The organism is Streptomyces glaucus, assembly GCF_039533365.1.
Taxonomy (GTDB): domain Bacteria; phylum Actinomycetota; class Actinomycetes; order Streptomycetales; family Streptomycetaceae; genus Streptomyces; species Streptomyces glaucus.
The window spans coordinates 181,171-200,555 of record NZ_BAAATK010000004.1 but is presented as its reverse complement, the minus strand read 5'-3'; the positions used below and the strand labels follow the sequence as shown (position 1 = coordinate 200,555).

At 70.9% G+C, this 19,385-nt stretch carries 15 protein-coding genes and 2 pseudogenes; 8 read left to right on the top strand and 9 right to left on the bottom strand.

The features are described 5' to 3' along the window. Positions 1 to 61 precede the first annotated feature (61 nt). A complete protein-coding gene (locus ABD363_RS04885) occupies positions 62 to 1,168 on the top strand; it encodes a transposase domain-containing protein (protein WP_344600096.1) in 1,107 nt (368 codons plus the stop codon). 108 nt (positions 1,169 to 1,276) lie between these two features. Here the strand turns inward: ABD363_RS04885 and ABD363_RS04880 are convergent, their stop codons facing one another. The 3 genes and pseudogenes from ABD363_RS04880 to ABD363_RS04870 all read right to left on the bottom strand — a co-directional run bounded on the left by ABD363_RS04880 (position 1,277) and on the right by ABD363_RS04870 (position 6,320). Further along, entirely contained in the window at positions 1,277 to 2,266 is a 990-nt protein-coding gene (locus tag ABD363_RS04880; protein WP_344600095.1) for a phosphotransferase family protein, read from the bottom strand. Between the two features lie 56 nt (positions 2,267 to 2,322). Beyond that, positions 2,323 to 2,582 (bottom strand): annotated as a pseudogene (locus ABD363_RS04875) (ATP-binding protein); the annotation flags it as partial. An 855-nt stretch (positions 2,583 to 3,437) separates the two neighbouring features. Then, positions 3,438 to 6,320, bottom strand: coding sequence for a tetratricopeptide repeat protein (locus tag ABD363_RS04870; protein ID WP_344600094.1), 2,883 nt, complete (start codon positions 6,318 to 6,320; stop codon positions 3,438 to 3,440). Between the two features lie 970 nt (positions 6,321 to 7,290). Between ABD363_RS04870 and ABD363_RS04865 the strand changes: the two genes are divergently transcribed. Next, positions 7,291 to 8,439: a serine hydrolase domain-containing protein gene (locus ABD363_RS04865; RefSeq protein ID WP_344600093.1), complete on the top strand. Its 1,149-nt coding sequence runs from the start codon at positions 7,291 to 7,293 to the stop codon at positions 8,437 to 8,439. Between the two features lie 435 nt (positions 8,440 to 8,874). Further along, a complete protein-coding gene (locus tag ABD363_RS04860; RefSeq protein WP_344600092.1) occupies positions 8,875 to 9,495 on the top strand; it encodes an NUDIX hydrolase in 621 nt (206 codons plus the stop codon). On the opposite strand, the gene ABD363_RS04855 is transcribed toward ABD363_RS04860, so the two are convergent. Beyond that, positions 9,468 to 9,725, bottom strand: a complete 258-nt coding sequence (locus ABD363_RS04855; protein ID WP_344600091.1) for a hypothetical protein — start codon at positions 9,723 to 9,725, stop codon at positions 9,468 to 9,470. The two genes, ABD363_RS04860 and ABD363_RS04855, sit on opposite strands and share 28 nt — an antisense overlap. Positions 9,726 to 10,111: 386 nt before the next feature. Here ABD363_RS04855 and fxlM point away from each other — a divergent pair, with 386 nt between their 5' ends. Next, a complete protein-coding gene (fxlM, locus tag ABD363_RS04850; protein WP_344600154.1) occupies positions 10,112 to 12,481 on the top strand; it encodes a methyltransferase, FxLD system in 2,370 nt (789 codons plus the stop codon). A 44-nt stretch (positions 12,482 to 12,525) separates the two neighbouring features. On the opposite strand, the pseudogene ABD363_RS04845 reads toward fxlM, so the two are convergent. Both ABD363_RS04845 and ABD363_RS04840 read right to left on the bottom strand, forming a co-directional pair. After that, a pseudogene (locus ABD363_RS04845) lies at positions 12,526 to 12,921 on the bottom strand (transposase); the annotation flags it as partial. Between the two features lie 31 nt (positions 12,922 to 12,952). Next, entirely contained in the window at positions 12,953 to 13,354 is a 402-nt protein-coding gene (locus tag ABD363_RS04840; protein ID WP_344600090.1) for a RidA family protein, read from the bottom strand. Positions 13,355 to 13,455: 101 nt separating this feature from the next. Here ABD363_RS04840 and ABD363_RS04835 point away from each other — a divergent pair, with 101 nt between their 5' ends. After that, positions 13,456 to 13,839 carry a winged helix-turn-helix transcriptional regulator gene (locus ABD363_RS04835; protein WP_344600089.1) on the top strand — a complete coding sequence of 128 codons (384 nt, stop codon included), beginning with the start codon at positions 13,456 to 13,458 and terminating at the stop codon, positions 13,837 to 13,839. A 662-nt stretch (positions 13,840 to 14,501) separates the two neighbouring features. Here ABD363_RS04835 and ABD363_RS04830 read toward each other — a convergent pair. The 3 genes from ABD363_RS04830 to ABD363_RS04820 form a co-directional block, all read right to left on the bottom strand. After that, the gene (locus ABD363_RS04830) at positions 14,502 to 14,978 is read right to left on the bottom strand and encodes a DUF6924 domain-containing protein (protein ID WP_344600088.1); all 477 of its coding nucleotides are present in this window, start codon (positions 14,976 to 14,978) and stop codon (positions 14,502 to 14,504) included. 44 nt (positions 14,979 to 15,022) lie between these two features. Then, positions 15,023 to 15,634: a transposase gene (locus ABD363_RS04825; protein WP_344600087.1), complete on the bottom strand. Its 612-nt coding sequence runs from the start codon at positions 15,632 to 15,634 to the stop codon at positions 15,023 to 15,025. A gap of 265 nt (positions 15,635 to 15,899) precedes the next feature. Then, positions 15,900 to 16,490 carry a TetR family transcriptional regulator gene (locus tag ABD363_RS04820; RefSeq protein ID WP_344600086.1) on the bottom strand — a complete coding sequence of 197 codons (591 nt, stop codon included), beginning with the start codon at positions 16,488 to 16,490 and terminating at the stop codon, positions 15,900 to 15,902. 122 nt (positions 16,491 to 16,612) lie between these two features. Here ABD363_RS04820 and ABD363_RS04815 point away from each other — a divergent pair, with 122 nt between their 5' ends. From ABD363_RS04815 to ABD363_RS04800, 3 genes are all read left to right on the top strand, one after another. Beyond that, complete coding sequence (locus ABD363_RS04815; RefSeq protein WP_344600085.1) at positions 16,613 to 17,524, top strand: SDR family oxidoreductase; 912 nt, start codon at positions 16,613 to 16,615, stop codon at positions 17,522 to 17,524. 433 nt (positions 17,525 to 17,957) lie between these two features. Next, positions 17,958 to 18,506 (top strand): hypothetical protein, encoded by a 549-nt coding sequence (locus ABD363_RS04805; protein ID WP_344600084.1) that lies wholly within the window; start codon positions 17,958 to 17,960, stop codon positions 18,504 to 18,506. A gap of 123 nt (positions 18,507 to 18,629) precedes the next feature. After that, positions 18,630 to 19,373 (top strand): thioesterase II family protein, encoded by a 744-nt coding sequence (locus tag ABD363_RS04800; RefSeq protein WP_344600083.1) that lies wholly within the window; start codon positions 18,630 to 18,632, stop codon positions 19,371 to 19,373. The last annotated feature ends 12 nt before the right edge of the window (positions 19,374 to 19,385 follow it).

Below are 19,385 nucleotides of genomic sequence, written 5' to 3'. Positions count from 1 at the left end.
GCGGAGACGGAGCTCCTGCTAGAACCGTGTCGACCAAGATCACTGTTCAGCAGGAGCTCCGTTGGCTGCCAAGCCTGTCATCCCGCACGAGGTAGTTGCGCCCGGGCCGTACGCGCCCGGCCATTTAGGCGAATTGACGCGAATAATTCCGTTCGAGATGGTCGACGAGGTGCTGGCCGAGACAAACGGAACGCAGCAGCGGGTACCGGATCTACCCTCGCGTGTGGTGGTCTACCTGCTGCTGGCCGGTGCGCTGTTCCCCGACATGGGCTGGCCTCAGGTTTGGAAGCGGCTCACGGCCGGTCTCGGCGGGGCAGCGACGGCGGCCCCGACGGCCGGTGCGCTCGCACAGGCCCGCAAGCGGGTCGGGGACGCGCCGTTGCGCCGGTTGTTCGACCTGCTGCGTGGACCGGCAGCCGGCATACGCACTCCGGGTACCCGCTGGCGAGGGCTGCTCGTCTGCGCGATCGACGGCACGCTGATGGCCGTCCCCGACAGTCGGGCCAACCGCACGGAGTTCGTCAAGCACCACTGCAACAACGGCGGAGCCGGCTACCCCTCGCTCCGCCTGCTGGTTCTGGTCGCCTGCGGCACCCGCACCGTTCTGGACGCGGTGTTCGGCTCCACCACCGAAGGCGAGACGTCCTACGCGCCACGCCTGTTCCGCATCCGGTGGCGTGGCGGCCTGGAGGCGGGCGGCTTCGGCGGCGGCTTTCTTGCGGGCGACGTCGTCGACGTGGCAACTGCCGCACACGGACCGGGCGACGGCCGTCCAGACGCCACCCCGCACGGTGGTCTCATCGCAGCGCTGGCCGGTGCACTTGCGCCCGCACCGCTTGCACACCGGCCGCCGCGCTTCCCGCTCAGCGGCACGGCACCGCTTCTCCTGCGCGTCGGCGCGGGCGGCCTGGTCGCGGTAGAGGTTCTCGCCGTCGGGGTTGTCGAGCTCGTCGGTCGAGGTCTGTTCGTCCGTGCGCCCCAGGCGCCGCCATACCGCCGCGTCCGCGCCGTGCTTTTGGAGCTGTTCCAGATGGTGAAGACGACCGGCACGGCCTGGTTGGTTGGTTGGCTGGCTGGCTGGCTTCATTCATTTCAAGGAACAGCGATTGTCGACCGGTTCTGGAGTCAGTTGTCGATCAGTTGGCTCGCGAGTGTCGAAGAGAAATGACGGCACTGCCGAGTGAGTGAGGGAACGTGGGACGGCCAGCCGCCCGTCAGGGCGGCTGGCCGTCGAGGGAGATGCGGAAGGAGCGATGCGTATGTGGCGGACGCGGTGCTACCGGACCAACAGAGCCAGCGCTTCCTTCGCGTTGTGCTCGGCGATTTCCCGCATCACCGTGCGGTGCGGGAAATCGCCGTCGAGCAGGCGAAGGGGGCCGGCCACCAGTGAGAGGCGCATCGCGAGCATGTAGAGGTCGAGCCGTGCCGGATCGAGTCCGGGGCGGGACAAGGCTGGGTACTGGTCACCGAAACGAAGCTGCAAGAACACGTGCTCCCACTCGACATCGAAGAACATCAGGCCTTCGATGTCGATGAGGACGGGGTGGCCGGAGGCATCGACCAGGACATGGTCGGGCCCGAGCTCGCCGTGGATCAGTCCGTGCTGCGTGCGCGGAACCACTCGCGTGGCCAGCTCCTGCAGGCGATCGTGCAAAGAAGCCGCGGCTGATCCGATGCCGGGGTCGCGTCCGGCCGCCTCAGCGAGATCCTCGACGGCACGCTCGAGCACCAGTTGCTCGCATGAATCGCCACTGGCTTTGCCGCCCCGTTCGAGCACGTCCACCCTGCCGTAGTCCTGACTGTGCTGCTGGTGCATCACGTCGAGCATTGCGGCCAGCTCGCTCAAGACATGTGCCGCGCGTACGGGATCCGTCTCCAGGAGCGCTTCCAGAGTGCCGCCGGCAACGTCCTCGACAACTGCCACGTCCGCCGGATAGCGGCGTCGGCTGTCATCAGCGAGAAGCACCCCTGGAACCCGGACTCCAAGGCCGTCCAGTCTCCGCCGAGCCGCCAGGAAGGGGGCCAGCCCGGAGGCGGGAGCGAACGGGTGGGCCGCATCGATGGCTTCCGCAGCCGGCCAGAAGTTCTCGGCTTCGGCCCAGCTGTAGACGATCACACTCGCTGCACGTGATCCGCTCGTGTGAACCCGGTAGACCCCCTTCTTGCTCCCGCCGCGCAACCGATCCACTCCGACAACGCGGGCCTCCGCCCCCAGTGCCTCACGCACGATCCCTGACAAGGCTTCACTATCCGTGAACTGGCGCATCCGCCGACCCTATCCCCGGCCAGATGCACCGTCGGGCCGGGTCGGCTTCCGGTGGATCAGCCGGCCTTGGCAGGTTCTTCGGCTCGTGCTCGGTACCGGCGAGGCGGTAGGAGTCGGTGCCGGTTTCAATGATGGTGCCGTTGAAGGTGAGGCGGTCGACGGGAACCGCGCAGAGGCGGGGATCGGTGAAGGTCTTGGTCCAGCCGCCGAATGACTCGTTCGAGGCGATGGCGACGCTGTTCTCCTCCCGCTCGGTCAGCACCTGGAACAGCAGCTCGGCGCCGTACCGGTCGAGTTCCCTGTAGCCGAGTTCCTCCCCTTTCGGATAAGCACGCCGGCTCGCCGCGCTGCAGGGCATGACCGCAAGCACGTTGACCGTGATGCCGCGCAGTCTCGGGCGAGCGCCTTCAAGCGGTTGTCGAGCAGGTGCTCGGGCTTGCCCGCCAGGAACACGTGCAAGGTGGGGAACCGTTCGCTGCGGGTGTAGCGGTAGCGCTGCCAGCTTGATCTTTGACCTGTGCGCCGGGGCCGCGGGGTCGTCGACTTCTTCGTTTGTCGTCGCGTCGGCTGTGTTTCGCGAGGTGTGTGCACGCCGTGGCGGGATCCGGCCCGGGGTTCTGCGCCGGTCTGGAGGGCTCGGCCACCGCCCGGCCGACGGGCCGGGGTGGGAGCCGCGTCCTCGACGCCCCACACCCTGACCGTGAGGCGGCCAAGCCCCGCAATCCCCCTTGAGGCGGGGCCGCGGAGGCGGCAGGGGCAACGCGAGACGGCCCGCCCCGGGCGTGCGCCGGGGCGGGCCGAGAACGGGCCGGCAGGGTTGTTCCGTCCGACGAGTGGACAGCGCCCGCGGCGGGCCGGCAGGGGGTGCCGTCAGGTCCGGTGTGCCGACGCTCTGACCGGGCCGGCGGCAACAACCGCCACCCCCGCCAGGCGGCCGGGCACGGCACGGGGCGGCGCGGCGGCGGCACGGGCGCGGCCCCGCGCCTCGGAACGGTGCTGTTCCAGAGCACGGGGGCCGGGGTCGGGCAGGGATGGCGACGGTCTGGGGGCGGGCGGACGCGGCCGCGTCGAGGGCGTAGGCGTGCCACCTGTGTCCGCCCGCCCGGCGGGAACCAAGGGCCCTTGCGGGGGCCGGGCCCTTGCCGTAGGGGTGAACGGGACCGGCGTGCCCTCAGACGACCTGCGGCTCGAAGTTCCAGTACGGCCGCGCCCGTCGGCGAGCGGCGAGGGTTCGCTCGTCGTCGGCTCCCCACAGGGCCGCGAGATCGGCGAGCGTCTCCCTCTCGAGCTGGTTCCTCGGTGCCCCTGGCGAAGACGAGCGCAGCGCGGCGTCGAACTGCGCCTCACAGTTCGCAACGACCCGGGCGCTCAGTTCGGCGGCCCGGTCGAGGTCGCCGTGCACCCGCTGGAAGCAGCTCAGGCTCGACGCGAACACCAGCGCCAGTGGGCTCTGCTCGCCCACGGTGTCCCGGGCCCGTCTCAGCGCGCCGGCCACCAGGCCCCCCGCTGCGGTCCGGTCCCCCTGCTCCAGCAGGCACAGGCCGAGGGAGTGCTCGGCGCGCAGCGTCACGGGGTGGTCCGGGCCCAGGAGGTGGCGGGCGGCATCCACGACTGGGCGCTGGACGGACGTCGCCTCGGGGTACTGGCCCAGCAGCCGCAGGTCGACGGCGTAGTGCGTCTCCGCCACCAGGCAGCTCATGTCGTGCCGACCCACCTGCCGCCGGTACACGTCCACGCACTCCCCGTCCAGTCGGAGGGCCCGTCCGTAGTCGCCGAGCACGCGGAATGCCACAGCGAGGCGGAGCCGGGCGTCCGCCGTCCGGAGATCGGCTTCGCCGAAGAGCCTGGCAAAAGTCTCTGCTGCGGTCGTCAGCTCGGGGACGGCGTCCCTGTAGGCCCCGCTGCCGAGGAGATCGGCGCTCACGCGGGCCGTCGCCTGGACGTACCGCGGATCCTGGAGTCCCGCGACGCGGGCGGCACTCTCCGCAACGGCGCGGTCGAGCTCCTCGGCTCTGCGGTAGTCGCCGACGGCGCACAGCAAGGGCGTGTACTGGTGGATGAGGTTCCAGACGGCCGGATCGTCATCGCCGCCGACCCGGTCGCGCAGGGCCTGCAGGGCCTGTTCGCCGAACTCGACGCCGGCCGCCCACTGCCCCGACAGTCTCAGGTGGACGAGGCAGTTGCGGACAAGCCGCCGCTCGTCGGAGCCGTCACCGCGGTGAGCGTCCGCGTAGCGCAGATGGGGCAGGACATCCGCGTACCGCGGCCACGTCGCGATGTCCGCGGGCTCGCCGGGGTCCGCCGCAGCGAGCGCGCGTCGTGCCACGCCGGCGAGCAGGTTCCGCTCCTCCTCCGGGATCCCGTTGCGCACGATGCGCTGCACCACGGGGTGCAGCGACATCGTCCGACCGGTCGTGTCGTCGGGCTCCGTACGGACCGCGGAGCACCGGCGCAGCGCATGGACGGCCCTGTTCCACCGGCGCGGTTCGTCGAGCAGGGCGGCGATTCCTTCGGGCAGCTGCGGGGCACGGTGATGAAGGAAGGAGACGGACTCGTCACGTCTGTACCAGCACACCTCCAGCAGGGTGCTGCCGTGCTCGCTCCACTTCGGGTTGCGTGAGGTGATCAGCACGTGGCCGGGGCCCTCCGGCACCATGCCCGCCACCTCGTCCGGTTCGTCCGCACCGTCCAGCACCAGCAGCCAGCGCCGGTGAGGCACGCCGCTGCGCAGCGCGTCCCGGGCGGCGTTCACCTGCGCGGTGAACCGCACGCCGGCGCGGAGGCCGAGGGCCCGGGCGAGTCCGGCGAACCCCTGCCCCACGGCGCCGCCCGGCCCGGCAGGGATCCACCACACGATGTCGTACTCGTCGGTGAAACGATGGGCGTACTCAGTGGCCAGCTGCGTCTTGCCGATGCCCGGCATGCCGTACAGCGTGACCACGCGCGCGTCCCGAAGCAGCAGACGCGTGTTGTCGAGGAGCGCATCGCGCCCGGTGAAGGCGGCGTTCCGGTTCGGCACGCCGCCCCACACGCGGGGGGTCGCGCGGGAAGCGCCCTGTCCGGACCGGTCGAGGAGCGCTTGCACGTGTGCCTGGACATCGTCCCCGGTGAGATCGTCCGTCAGCTCGGGGTCGCCGTTGACGATGGTGACGGCAGGAGCCGTCTCCGGACCGCGTCCGGTCGCGTACGGCGCCGCAGGCGCCGCTTCCCGGTCCCGTACGGCGGCGGCGCGCAGCCGGGCGACCTCGTCACGCATCCGGGCGAATTCGGCCTCCTGCCGTTCCCGCTCGCGGTCTTCTCCGGCGGCGGCCTCCGCGTCGGCGGCAAGGAGTTCACGTTCCAGCTGCGCGCAGCGTCGCTCGGTGCGCGCGACACACTGCTCGGCCGCCTCGAGGGCGGCCTCCAGGTCGGCGACCCGGCGGAGCAGTGCGTCACGCTCGGCGCGCACCCGGTGTTGCTCCGCCCGCAACACCTCCACCTCGGTGCCCTCCGCCTGATGGGCGGCCACGGCCACGGCGAGCTCCTGCCGCTCCGCTTCCAGCCCTGCGGCCCGTTCCCGCTCCAGGTGCAGCAGCGTGGTCACCGTGTCGGCCTGGGTCCTGGCGATCTGAGCGTCCTGCAGGGCAGCGGCGAGCCGGTCCTCGAGGTCCTGCACCTTCCAGGAACGGCTGTCCGTCGCTCGTAGCGCCGCCCGTTGCAGGTCGGTCGTCCGGGCGCGGGCCTGAACCGATATCGGGCGGCCCAGTTTCCGGCCGACGTCGTCCATCAGCGTGGCGACGAAGTGGTCCGGTGCGACGGTCTCACCACTCAGATAGCGGCTGACGCTGCTGGCGCTGTGATGCCGTGAGGCGGCGTAGGCACGCACAGACAGCCCGAGGACGGTGAAAGACCGGCGCAGCTCGATCGCCAGGGCGCGGCGCTCGGGGCCGAGATCCGCCGCGAGGGGGCGCAGGCCGATGCTCGCGCCGACGCGATCCGTCGTGTCGTCGTGCGGAAGCAGTTCACCCGACACCGCCGCGCCGGACTCCTCGTCCCCCCGCACCTGACGCTCCACTCGTCCCCGCTCCCCACTCCCCCGGCCCTGCCGGCGCCGTGTCCCACAGGATCCACAACGCGTAGCTCCTGGAGCAACACCACCCGGTGCCCGGAGAGTCGTGGTCGTCACCGGTCAGCTCCGGGCCCACGCCCGCATCGGAAAGGGAACGACCATGAACCGCAGGTACACGCTCGAGGCAGCGCTCGCTCTGCTCGGTGCGGCGGTCTCGGGTGCCGTACGAGCCGTCGTGTCATGGCTGCTGCAGAACAGCTCCGGCGACGCGTGACGGCCGGACGGACGCTCATCCCGGTGCCTGTCCTGGGAGCATCCCGGCAGAGCAGGCCCGGCCTGTCCCGGACGACGGAGGAAACACGTCGTACTTCACCGACCGTGACAGCCCATCGGCAGCGCTGCGAGCCCCCAGCCCGCGACGGATCCGGTCGGCAGTACGCTCCTGGGCCGCGTGCGACGGCGGCCGCCGTGGCCGAGAGCGGCACGGCGGCCGCGCCCGCCAGTGGTCCGTCGGCGGGCGCGCTGCTCACCGGCGCCCCCTCCAGCAACTCGCCGCCGTCCGCCCCCACGACTACGACACTGCCGCGGCCACGCTCGCCCTGCACGACCGCGCCCGCTACTCGGAATCCGAAACCGTCGTCCTGCCGCATGCCTGCCGGATCAAGGGCTGAAGAGCCTTTGTGCTGTGCTCCTCTCCCCCGCTCGGGGGAGAGGAGCACCCCCGTCTGCGGGATCCGCCCAAGGACGCTGTCTGGTTTGCTGAGGCGGTCGGCGACACCAGCCCACCAGCCACAGCACGACCACCTGCCTCCGCCATGGACCGCCTCCACCGATGCCGAACCAGCGCATCACAGTCGAGTCCTTGCCGACCTGCCTACGGGGATTCGACCGATCCACCTCAACTTTGCGGTGCAGTGTCCGCCCGGACGGCCCGAGCTCTCATCCGTGCCTCCGCTCCTTGACCGGAAGGAAAAACATGCCCGTACGCATGAAACTGATAGCGGCGATCGCTGTGGTGGTGACGGCGGCCCTGACCTTTCCCGCGGCGGCGGCTCCCGCCTCATCTTCCGCAAGAGCCGGTCACCGGCCCACCCAGAAGGCGATGGACGCGGCGGTGGGAGACGGCGTGCCCGGTGTGGTGGCTCAGGCGAAGGACCGGCAGGGCACCTGGAAAGCGGTGTCGGGAGTGGGGGACATCCGAACGGAAAAGCCGCGTTCGGTCCACGACCGTTACCGCGTGGGCAGCATCACCAAGACATTCGTCGCGACCGTCGTGCTCCAGCTGGAGGCCGAGGGGCAGCTATCCCTCGACGACACGGTGGAGCAGTGGCTGCCGGGCCTGGTCCTCGGCCACGGCCACGACGGCCGCAGCATCACCCTGTGGCAACTCCTCAACCACACGAGCGGCATCTACGACTACAGAGCCGACGAGACCTTCCGGCGCACGTACGCCCTGAAGGACGGGTTCTTCGAGCACCGCTACGACACCCTGAGCCCCTACCGGCTCATACAGGTCGCCATGCGGCATGAGCCCGACTTCGCGCCCGGCACGTCCTGGAACTACTCCAACACCAACTACGTCCTGGCGGGCCTGGTCGTCGAGAAGGCCACCGGCAACCCGTACGGCGACGAGATCCGCCACCGCATCATCGAGCCCTTGAACCTGCACGCCACCACCGTCCCCGGCACTTCCACGAAAATGCCGCACCCCAGCAGCCGCGCCTACGGAAAACTGGCCGATACCGACACCGGCCCCACGTACGACGTCACCGAGATCAATCCCTCCGTGGCCCATGCCGCAGGCGAAATGATCTCCGACTCCGGCGATCTGAACCGCTTCTACTCGGCCCTGCTGACAGGCGAACTGCTCCCGGCACAGCAGCTTGCCGCAATGAAGACCACGGTCGAGGAAGGCATGCCTCCTCACATGGGTTATGGATTGGGCATCATGAAACTCGAACTCGACTGCGGGCTCACCGTCTGGGGCCACAGCGGCAGCATCCGCGGCTCGTCCTCGGCGGCAGTCACAACGGAGGACGGCCGTCACATGCTCGCCCTCAACTTCAACAACGACTGGTCGGGCGACAGCCGGGCGGTGATCGAGGCCGAGTTCTGCGGCAGTTGAGCCTGTGCGATGCCGTGATCAACCGGCTGTTCGCAGGAGGTCCTCGAGCCAGATCATCGAGGCGCGGAGTTCGAGGCCGACGAGGTGGCTCCCGGGTGTCCTGTCGAAGCGGATGGCGATGCCGCGCCGACCTGACTCCAGGGAACCCGCACTCGCTCAGGAGACGCCCGGATCTCCTGACAGCCGCTTCGGGCAACCCATGGCGAGGCGTGCGGACCTCCTGCTGACCGCGTACAGCCGCAACGACCGAGCATCGGCGTTTCGGCCAACTCATCTCCACCCGCCCGCTCTTGCGCGGCAAGGATCGGTGCACCGCACAGTTTCGAACAACCGCGGAATTCCGGTGCGCGAAAGCCGTCCGAAAGAACACGTGCTCGAAATGGCGGCGACGTCGTTGGACATGCCGACGCCACCGCGCCTCCGGGAGGAAACACATTGACGCAGGCCGAACCAAGCAGCGACGAGACCGCGAACCCACCGAAGGACGCCGCGACGGCCACGACCGGCATCTCGGACGCCAAGCGGGAGCTGCACAGCGGCCGACCCCCCTACGACGACTCCCACGTCCGCACGGTGACAACCGATGGGACCGCCTCGGCAAAGGCGCCCTCCGGGACCGTACTGAACGTGGTCGGCGCCCATCTCCACCTGGAGCACGACGGTCTAGTGCTGCTGGGCCTGCGGCACCTCGACTCGGCGTACGCCGGCGGCTCCTGGCACGTGCTCGCCGGCCATTGCGAGGCGGAAGCCGCGACCGCATGCCTCGTGCGGGAAGCGTACGAGGAGGCCGGGCTGGTGATCGACCCGGCCGACGTCGACCTGGTCCACACCGTGCACATGCGGGAGCGGCCCGCGGACCCGCCCCGCATCCAGCTCTTCTTCCGAGCTCGCCGCTGGGAGGGCGCGCCTCAGCTGCGGGAGCCCGACAAGTGCGTCGCCTGGCAGTGGTGGAGCGCCGAGGACCTGCCCGAGCCGATCGTCCCCTACACCCGCGCCGCGATCGAAGCCGTCCGGGCCGGACGATGCGCCTACACCGAACTGGGGTGGGAGCGATGACCGGCTTCGACGCCGTGGGCGCGGCGTACACCGACCACTCCGACGGCGCGCGGGGCCGGCTCCGTCACGACCTGATCGAACGCCGGCCCGTCGCCGAACTCCCGGGCCGGCCGGTCCGCGTCCTGGACGTCGGCTGCGGCGGCGGGCACGACACAGCGTTCGATCCGCCAGCAGCTCTGCCCGCCCGAGCTGCGGTCCCGCGCGCAGCAGACCTCCGTCTGGCTGGTCACCGGCTTGCGGCCGGCCGCTGCCCTGACCGCCGGCGGTGTCGCCGCCGCCTTCTCGGTGCACGCGGCGCTGCGCGCCGGAACCGCGCTCCACCTCGTCCCGGCCGTTCTGCTGTGGTGCTCCCCCGTCCGGCGCCTTTCCGCCATGCCCACACCCGACCCCGCGAAGGACGGCCTTCATGCCCTTCGATCTCCAGGCCGCCGACACGAGCAGCCTGGGCGCCGTCTTGGTCGACCGCCTCACCTCCGCGGGCGTGCCCACCGACCCCCACCTGCGCGCCGCCCGCGGCGACCCCGAGCTGGTGGAGCGCGGCCGTCGCGCCCTGGCCCGGCTCCGCGCCGCACAGCACCCTGACCAGTACCGCTACCTACGCACGAGGAGCAGCACGTTGACGTACACCGCCCGCGACCAGTGGGAGCAGCACTTCAGCGACGGCAAGGGGTTCCGGCAGGTCGGTGAGCGCGAGCGGGAGCTCCTCGCCGAACACACCCCTGCCCCGGACAGCGGCGGCCGGGCGCTCGACGTGGGATGCGGCACCGGTGAGCTGGCCGCCTGCCTCGCCTCCCTCGGCTACACCGTGGACGCCGTCGACTTCGCCGGCAGTGCGCTCGCCCGGGCCCGCGCAGAGCACGCCGGCGTCGAGGGCGTGCGGTGGCTGCAGCTGGACATCGAGCGCGACGACCCGGCCCTGTTGCACGAAGAGGGGTACGACCTGGTCGTCATGCGCCTGATGTACCCCTTCCTGAGGGACCGTGGCCGCGTCCTTCACGGGCTGGGTGAGCGGCTGCGGGACGGCGGCGCTCTCGTCGTCATCACCCCGGTGGCGAAGAACACGCCCGAGGAGCGGCGCGGCATCGCCTTGGACGAGGACGAGATCGCGCTCATCGGTGCCGGTTGGGAGACGATGGAGCGGCTGGACGCGGACGGTCCGGCCTTCCTGGTCCTGCGCGGCCCCTGCCATGCCGGCACCCGGGCCGTCGAGAAGAGGCCGACCACCGCCCATGCGCTGACCGGCGCCCTCGCTGTCGTCACCGACGACGCCGGCCGGGTCCTGCTCGGCCGCTCCCGCCGTGGCATGCTCGAGCTTCCCGGCGGCAAGACCTGCGGCCCGGAAGGCTTCGCCGCCGCGGCGGTCCGCGAACTCGCCGAAGAGACGGGCCTGGTCGCCGACCCGGCGGGCGCCCATGTGGTGACGGTGCTGGTCGACGACAGTCATGGCATTCCGCGGCTCACGGCCGTCGTCCGCATCACCGCGTGGACGGGAACCCTGACCAACCGGGAACCGGAGCTGTTCGCCCGCTGGGAGTTCTTCGACCTGCACGTTCTCGCCTGTGTCGGAGACGTGTTCGTCCCCGCCGCGTCCGCGTTGGATGCCCTGTGGCCCGGCGTCATCCCGGACCTGCCGCCCGTGGTCTCCTACCCGATCGCCGCCGACCGGCCGGCCGTGCCGGGTGAGCCTGCCGAGGCCGTCCGGCTGCGCGAGGCGATGGCCCGGACGGTCATCGACGGCGGCTGGGCCTCGTCCGAGCCCGTCCGTGACGCGCTGCGGACCGTGCCCCGCCACCGTTTCGCCCCGGAAGCGAACCCGGCGGCCGTGTACGACGGCGGCGACCGGGCCGTCGTCACCCGCCGCGACGAGGCCGGGACGGCGATCAGTTCGGTGTCCGCGGCCTGGCTCCAAGCCGACATGATCGAGAGCCTGCGTCTTCGGCCGAGCGCGATCGTGTTCGAGGCAGGATCCGGTGGCTACAACGCCGAGCTGATCGCTCACGTCGCCGGGCCCGAAGGGCGGGTGGTGACCGTCGACATCGACCCGTGGGTCGTGCGCCGCACCCGCGCCTTCACCAGGGAGGCCGGCAGCGGACGTGTCACCGCCGTCGAAGCCGACGCCGCCCTCGGCGCGCCCGCCCATCTCGTGCCCCGCGGCGGCTTCGACGGCAGCGTGATCACCTACGACTGCTGGGACATCGCCCCGGCCTGGCGCGAGCAGCTGGCCGAAGGGGGGCGCCTGGTCCTGCCGCTGGAGATGGGCGGCTACACCCGGGCGATCGCGTTGGAGCGGCGCGGCGAGGTGCTGCACGCGCGCCGCTTCACCTACTGCGGCTTCGTCCGCGACCAGGGGCAGCAGGCCCGCGCCGTCCCGGTCGTCCCCCTTCTCGACGGCGGGCTGACACTGCGCTTCGACGACGGCGCCGCCGCCGGCACGAAGGGGCTGGAGGAGGCACTGCGCGGCCGGCGGCACGAGGTCGCCACCGGCATCACCATGGGGGCGGGCGCCTCCTTCGGCTCCCTGCAGCTGTACGCGGCCACCACCCTGCCGGCCTTCTGCCGCCTGCACGCCCACCAGGACACGGGCATCGCCGCCCTCTCGAAGGACCGCGACGCACCAGCTGTCCTCGGGGACGCCTCGCTCGCCTACCTGATCCACGTCCCGACCCGGCACGGCGAGCGCCCGGAGGACAAAGAGTGGGAATGGGTCGTGCACGCCTTCGGCGAGCAGGGCCCGCAGCTCGCCGAGCAGCTCGCGGCCACGGTCCGGGCCTGGGACCGCCATGTCCGCGCCGACGACAACGACCAGCACGCCGATCCCGTCCTGACCGTCCACCCGGCCGGTACACCCGACCATCTGCTGCCCGCCGGGGACGTCCTGGACAAGGAGCACTCCCGGCTGGTGTTCCGGTGGCCGGGCCGCAACGGACGCCTCCCGGCCTCTGCCCGGTGCACCGACACGGTCGCCGCGACCACGGAAGAGGCATGATCGTCTGGCTGAACGGGCCGTTCGGCGAGCGCCGGGACGGAGCCGGGCAGGCCCTCGAGTCCGTCGCAGACGAGCATGCGCATGTCCTCGACGCCCCGGTTCCCGATCCCGGTCAGGGCCTGGAGCCGGTACTTGGCGCCTTCGCCGCCGCCGGCCCACGGACCGGGAATCTCGCGCGTGCCGTCCACCGTGACCGCCAGGGCGACGTGGATCGGCCGGTTCGCCACCTGCCCGTCGCGCACCTTCACGTGCACGCAGTCGATGAAGATCACCGGATGGACCGGGTCCAGCGGCCGGTTCTGCCGCTCGGCCATCTTGTCCATGACCTTGTCGGTGGTGGTCGGCGGGGTCTGCTCGGACACGCTCGCGCCGTAGACCCCGGCCAGGCGGGCGGAGATGTCACCGTGCGTCAGACCACGCGCGGACAGCGACAGGACCATGGAGGGCTGTGGGACGTGTGAGGAGGAGGCCTCAAGCGGGCAGCTTCGTGTCGATGACGAAGCTGATCTCGATGACCTGGCCGGGCAGGGTCAGTTCAGTGACGCCCAGGACCGTGCTGGCCGGGCGGTGGTCGCCGAAGTACGCCAGGTTGCCCTCCGCCGTCGCCGCGGCGTTCTGCCGCAGGTTCACCACGTACAGGGTCTGCGAGACGATCTGGTTCCGGGTGGCGCCGTAGTGGTCCAGGACCTTGTCCATGTTGGCGTAGGTCTGCTTGAGCTGGGCGGCGAAGTCGCCCGCGTAGAGGAACTCGCCCGCCTCGTCGAATGAGAGCTGTCCGGAGACGTGGATCAGCTCGCCGCACTTGATCGCCTGCGAGTAGCCGAAGTCGCTCTCGGCCGGCACGTCGTAGTGGAAGACATCAATGGTGGCCATGGTGCTCGCCCTTCTGGTTCGCTCTCTTGTGGTTACTCGGAAACTGTAGGAGAGTGACGGCTGACCTGGAAGAACGCACTTTTCGGTGACTGGGGAACCTGATGGTGACCAAACAACTGCTCAAGGGCCTGCCCGAGGACGCTGACCTGCGGCGCGCGGACTCCCTGGCACGGGAGATCTTCTCGGACATCGCCAACAAGTGGGCGCTCCTGATCATCGAGGCGCTCGGCGAGCGCACCCTGCGCTTCAGCGAGCTGCGCGACGAGGTCGAGGGCGTCAGCCACAAGATGCTCACCCAGAACCTGCGCATGCTGGAGCGCAATGGCCTGGTCGACCGGAAGGTGCACCCCACCGTGCCACCGCGAGTCGAGTACACCCTCACCGAGCCGGGCCGGGCCCTGCGCACCGCGGTCGACGTCATATGCGGCTGGACCCACCAGCACCTCGGTCACATCGAGAGTGCGCGCGACCGTTTCGACGCCTGACGGACACACAGCGGCACCCTCGCGCGCCACCCTGATCCATCTCACGTTGGCGGTCGCCAACGTGGCCCGCGCTTCGCCTGATCAGGCCACCGGGTCATCCTGTGCCGCAGGTTCGGAGACAGACATCTCACGGGCGGCGGGCCGTCCCGTGCACTGCTGCTGTCTCCCGTGGACGTCCACGATCCTCAAGAACACCGGCTGCTGCCCGAACCGGCAGGCGAACGCTGCTGTTTGAAGTGGACGAAGCCAGGCCTGAGCAGGAAGACACGGGGTCGGCACGAGGCCGGTTGCGGCGCCGGCCACTTCCTTCAGGGGACCTCCGCGGGAAGCACCGGCCCGGTTCCGCCGGGTCCCCGGGCCGCACCGGCCGTGCAGTCGACGGGCCGGCACGTGTCCCCGCTCTTCGTCCTCGTGCCGGCGAGGGCGACCTGGTCGGCGGTGGCGCCCTGTCCGGAGGCGGCGGTGAATACGTCAGTGACGGAGGTGCCGGCGACGACGCCGGCCACCAGACCGCCGGCGGGTACGGCGCTGATCAGGGACCAAGGCGTTGCGGGGCTGGCCGTGGCGTTCGTGCTGTCGCTGTTGGCGGGCGTGCTGCCGGCCGTGCGCGGTCCGTCGGGAGCACCGGAGGCCGGCTCTGTCCGCAGTTCCGTGAGCCCTGTTCAGAACGACCGGTAGATCCCCTCGGGATCATCGTGAGCCCACGCGGCGTACTCCTCGAAGCCCAGGTTGCCGATGCTCAGGTTCGCGTGGATGTCGTGGACCCCTGCGGGGACGGTGCGGAACTCACGGCCGAACTCGGTCAGCTGCTCGTAGTCCTCGTCGTCCACGCACTCCTCCCGCGTCAGCGTGGTGACCGCCAGCAACGCGTGACTCCCGGCCTGCATGGTTGTCCGGTCAGCGAGGAAGACAACGGCCAGGTTCTCGTCGGCGCGGACCGCATTCAACACCTCGTCAACGGTCGCTCCTGCCCAGGCCGGATCGTCGACGAAGTGCACGTGCGCCTCGTACGGCCTGTCCCCCCAGGGCTCCATCAGCGCCGCCGTCACCTCCTGCCACGCCTGGTCGTCGTGGTAGTAGGTCCTGACGACCAGGACGTCGAACGCATCACGGCCGGTGACGGCGGGCAACGCTCTCATGGATCCTTCTCCCGGTGACGATCGGTGAGCCGTGCCCGACTGTCTCACGGACCGTTTTCGAGGATGCGGGCCCGTAGCAGTTCGAACGGGGCTCGGCCCTGCATTGTCCTCTTGAGTGTTTTCACTCGGTTCATGTGTCCTTCGACGACGCCGAAGCTCCAGGGGAGGGTGGGTCCGGCGGTGACGGCGTCGAGGTCCTGGCGGAGGAAGCCGGCGAAGCCCTTCATGGGCTTCGGTGCGTTCTGTCCGGCCTGCCGGATCCACTCCAGCAAGAGGTGTCCGCGCTGGTGGCGGACCAGGTCGGCGAAGGCTCGGGCGAGGTCGCAGGCCCGGGTGATGTCCGGGCAGGCGAGCCGGACCTGAAGAAGGCGCTCGTTCTGGCCGTCGGTGGGGAGCTCGCGGGCCCGCATGGTCCAGGAGGTGATCCTGCGAGGGCCGGGGATGTCGGCCCGCACCGGTTCGGCGGTGCCCGCGCGCAAGGCGGCGAGGTGTTTGCGGACGACCTGGCGGCTGCCGCGGCAGCCGCGGGCCTGGATCTCCAGGAACAGCCGGGTGCCGCCGACCTGTCCCTGCGCCTCGGTGAAGCGGGCGCTCGGGTATGTCTCGAACGGCTCCAGCACGCCGTTGGGCCGACGTTCGCGGGCGGAGGCGAGCAACTGGTCGAGGCCGGTGTCGCGGAAGCGGCGGACACGACCCGGCCGGCCTCGACGTCGACCAGCACGGTGCCGTGGGCGCAGCCCTTGCGGAAGGCGAACTCGTCCGCCCCCGGCACCCGCGGGGCACGGTCCGGCACCGCCGGCGTCGCCAGCAGCCCGAGCAGCCGCGTCCGGCCCGCAGCCGGCCGCACCCGGCGGCACAGCCGGGCGGCAGGACGGCCGCCGAGCTCGATCGCGATGACCGGTGATCGCGGGCAGGGCGATGTCAGCTCTCGGGCTGTGCCTGTGCCGGTGGGGCGGTCACGGAGAGGGTCCGCAGATCGTCGAAGGCTTGAAGGAGATGCGCGTCCAAGCTCTGTGAGGGGTCGTCGATCCAGGCTTGGGCCGCGTGGTGAAAGGCGGCCCAGCCGGTGTGAGCAGCCAGGCCGGCCAGCCGGTCGGCGACACCGCGCTGCCGTAGCGCCTCCGCTACGGCTTCAGTGAGCGACGCGGCCTTGGCCAAATCGCGTTCGCGGAGTGCTGGTGTCACCGCGATGATCGCCAGTCGCGGTTCGGAGAACGGGCGGTTCTCCTCAAGGATCCGTCCGGCCTTCCGGAAGGCGCGGAGCAGCACCTCGAGAGGCTGCAGACCGTCGGGTGCTTCGGCCACCGCCTGCGTCAGCGTGGCGCGCAGGTCGGCTTCGCCGTCGAAGAGCACCTCGCGCTTGTCCGGGAAGTGCCGGAAGAACGTGCGCTCGTTGACGCCGGCGCGGGCGGCGATCTCAGCCGTGGTGGTCTGGTCGAACCCGCGTTCCCGGTACAGCTCCAGGGCCGCCTGCTGAAGGCGGCGGCGCGCTTCTGCTCCGCTCCGTGGCACCCTCCGAGGATACCGCATGTGCCAGTGACTGACGCCACTTGACGTCAGTCACTGACACTACTTAACGTCAGTGACTGACGCTACATAGCGCCAGTGACTGGCGCCAAACGGGAGGGTGTCCCATGCATGTATTTGTCACCGGCGGTTCCGGCCAGACCGGCCCCGCCGTCGTCGCCGAGCTCATCGCGGCCGGCCACACCGTCACCGGTCTGGCACGCTCGGATGCCGCCGCCGCCCGACTGGAGTCACTGGGGGCCACACCGCACCGCGGATCCCTGGACGACCTCGACAGCCTGCGCAGCGGCGCCGAAGCCGCCGACGGGGTCGTGCACATGGCCTACGGTGGCGACTTCTCCGACCCCGACGACATGATGAGGCGCGACCGGACCGCGATCGAGGCGCTCGGCCGGCCGTTGGAACACTCGGGCAAGCCGCTCGTCATCACCTCCGGCACCCTGGTCATGCCCGCCGGCCGGGAGACCACCGAGAAGGACGAGCCCGACACGGCCGGGATCGCCGCCTTCCGCATCGCCGGTGAGCGAGCGTGCCTGGGCTTCGCCGCCAGAGGAGTGCGCGCGAGCGTGGTCCGCCTCGCTCCCACCGTCCACGGTCCCGAAGACCGCGGTTTCATCCCCATGCTCATCGCCACCGCGCGAAAGACCGGCGTGTCGGCCTACGTCGGCGACGGCACCAACCGGTGGCCTGCCGTGCACCGGCTCGACGCGGCGGTCCTGTTCCGCCTCGCACTGGAGAAGGCACCCGCAGGCAGCGTGCTGCACGGAGTGGCCGAAAGCGGCGTCACCCTGAAGAGCATCGCGGAGACCATCGCCCGGGGCCTGGATCTGCCCACGGTCTCGCTGACCCCCGCCGAGGCCGCCACGCACTTCGTGAGCCCGTTCATGGCCACCGCCTACGGCTTCGACGGGCCTGTCTCGAGCACTCACACCCAGGAGCTGCTCGGCTGGTCGCCCACCCACCCGACCCTGCTCGAAGACCTGGAGCACGGCGATTACCTGACCAAGCCGGCCGCCTGACCCTCTCATGAGCGACACCGCAAACGCCCTCCACAGGCCGGTCCGTCTCCTCCCGAGACGCCGGCAGGGCGTGCTCCTGCGGTCGCGCCGCCCGCCTGGGCGCACACCCCCGGGCGGTGGTGTGCCCAGGTCATGGCCGAACGTCGCGCGTGTCCCAGTGATCTGTCCGATGCCCGCCGGGCGTTGACCGAGCCGGTGGTGAGCGCCTGGCGGGCCGAGCGGCGCCGGCACGCCCTGAACATCGGCCGCCGGACAGGGCACGGGCGCGGCGAAGAGGATCGTGGGCCGCAGGCGGAGCATCGTCACCGACACCCTCGGCCTGCTGCCGGCGACAGGGTGAAACGCTCCGGGTCCGATGGAGGCTCGATTCCTGAGAGAGGATCGAGTCATGACCCGCCCTTCCCCTCGTCCTGCCGAGCTTCGTGAGCGTGCGGTGCGCACAGTCACGGAGGTCCGCCCCGACTACCCGACCGAGTGGGCCGCCCTGAAGGCGGTCGCCGCGAAGCTGGGCATCGGTTCCGCCGAGACGGCGCGGACGTGGGTCCGCAAGGCCCAGGTCGACAACATCGGCGTGGACGCCGTGCGAGAGGTCCGGCGGCAGCCGCACCGCGAGGGCATCCCCGCGGCCCGCCGCACGGCCGCCCCACTGATGCGCGACCTCGGCCTCGAAGGTGCCCGACGCGGGAGGAAGATCCGTACCACCAGCCGCGACGACGGCCATGAGCGCACCTCTGACCTGCTGGAACGCGACTTCACCGCGTCCCGTCCGAACGAGCGGCGGGTCGCCGGCTTCACCGGTGTCTCCACCTGGTCCGGCATCGTCTACGTCGCCTTCCTCGGGGACGTGTTCTCCCGGACGATCGCCGGCCGGCCGGCCACCACCAGCAAGCGGTCCAAGCTCGTCCTCGACGCCCTCGACGCCCTCGACGCCCTCGACAAGGAGACGGGAGGGTTTTCTGTGACAACCGGCGCGCTGCCGTGACTGCGTGGTGGCCGCGGGTTTTCCGTCCCGTTCTGTGCCGGGCGCCGGCTTCGCGCAGGGCGCGACCCAGTAGTCCTCGCCGAGGGGGCTAACGTGAGGGTGAGGGGTGATGGGAGGTAGTCGGTGAGCAAGTGGGCACGGTGTTTCCATCCGTCGCGGCAGGCACGGGCGCGGCTGGTGTGCTTTCCGCATGCGGGAGGTTCGGCGAGCGCGTACCACCTGCTGTCGGCGGGCTTGGCGGAGGCCGGCGTACAGGCGCTGGCCGTGCAGTACCCGGGCCGGCAGGACCGGTACCGGGAGGCGTGTGCCGAGCGGGTGGAGATCATCGTGGACGCCGTGCTGCGGGAGGTGTCGGCCGCGTACGGCGACGGTCTGCCGCTCGGGCTCTTCGGGCACAGCATGGGGGCGGTGCCGGCGTTCGAGACGGCGCGCCGGCTGGAGAAGGAGGGCCGGGGGCCCGTCGCGCTCTTCGTGTCGGGACGTCAGGCGCCGTCGCTGCCCTGGCCCCCGCCGGGCATGCCGTCGCTTCGGGACGCGGACGACGACGTGCTGGTGCGGGAGCTGAAACTGCTGTCCGGCGACACGGCGGCGGCCCTGGAACACCCGGCGCTGCTGCGCCTCGCCCTGCCGGCGCTGCGTGCGGACTACCGGATGCTCGAGAACTACGCGTACGCACCGGGCCCCCGGCTGTCCTGCCCCGTCGTCGCGCTGGCCGGTGACCGGGATCCGCAGGTGGCCGTCGACACCGTCGCCCGGTGGGAAGAGGAGACACAGGCCGAATTCGAACTGCGGGTCCTGCCCGGTGGCCACTTCTTCGTCGACGAGCAGCTCCCCCAGGTGCTGAAGACGATCACCTCACGGATATGAGCCCGGTGCCGC

Coding starts and splice junctions, on each gene's coding strand:
- ABD363_RS04815 (WP_344600085.1), top strand. CDS start 16,613: ATGCATGTATTTGTCACCGGCGGTTCCGGCCAGACCGGCCCCGCCGTC.
- ABD363_RS04830 (WP_344600088.1), bottom strand. CDS start 14,978: ATGAGAGCGTTGCCCGCCGTCACCGGCCGTGATGCGTTCGACGTCCTG.
- ABD363_RS04835 (WP_344600089.1), top strand. CDS start 13,456: ATGGTGACCAAACAACTGCTCAAGGGCCTGCCCGAGGACGCTGACCTG.
- ABD363_RS04880 (WP_344600095.1), bottom strand. CDS start 2,266: ATGCGCCAGTTCACGGATAGTGAAGCCTTGTCAGGGATCGTGCGTGAG.
- ABD363_RS04865 (WP_344600093.1), top strand. CDS start 7,291: ATGCCCGTACGCATGAAACTGATAGCGGCGATCGCTGTGGTGGTGACG.
- ABD363_RS04840 (WP_344600090.1), bottom strand. CDS start 13,354: ATGGCCACCATTGATGTCTTCCACTACGACGTGCCGGCCGAGAGCGAC.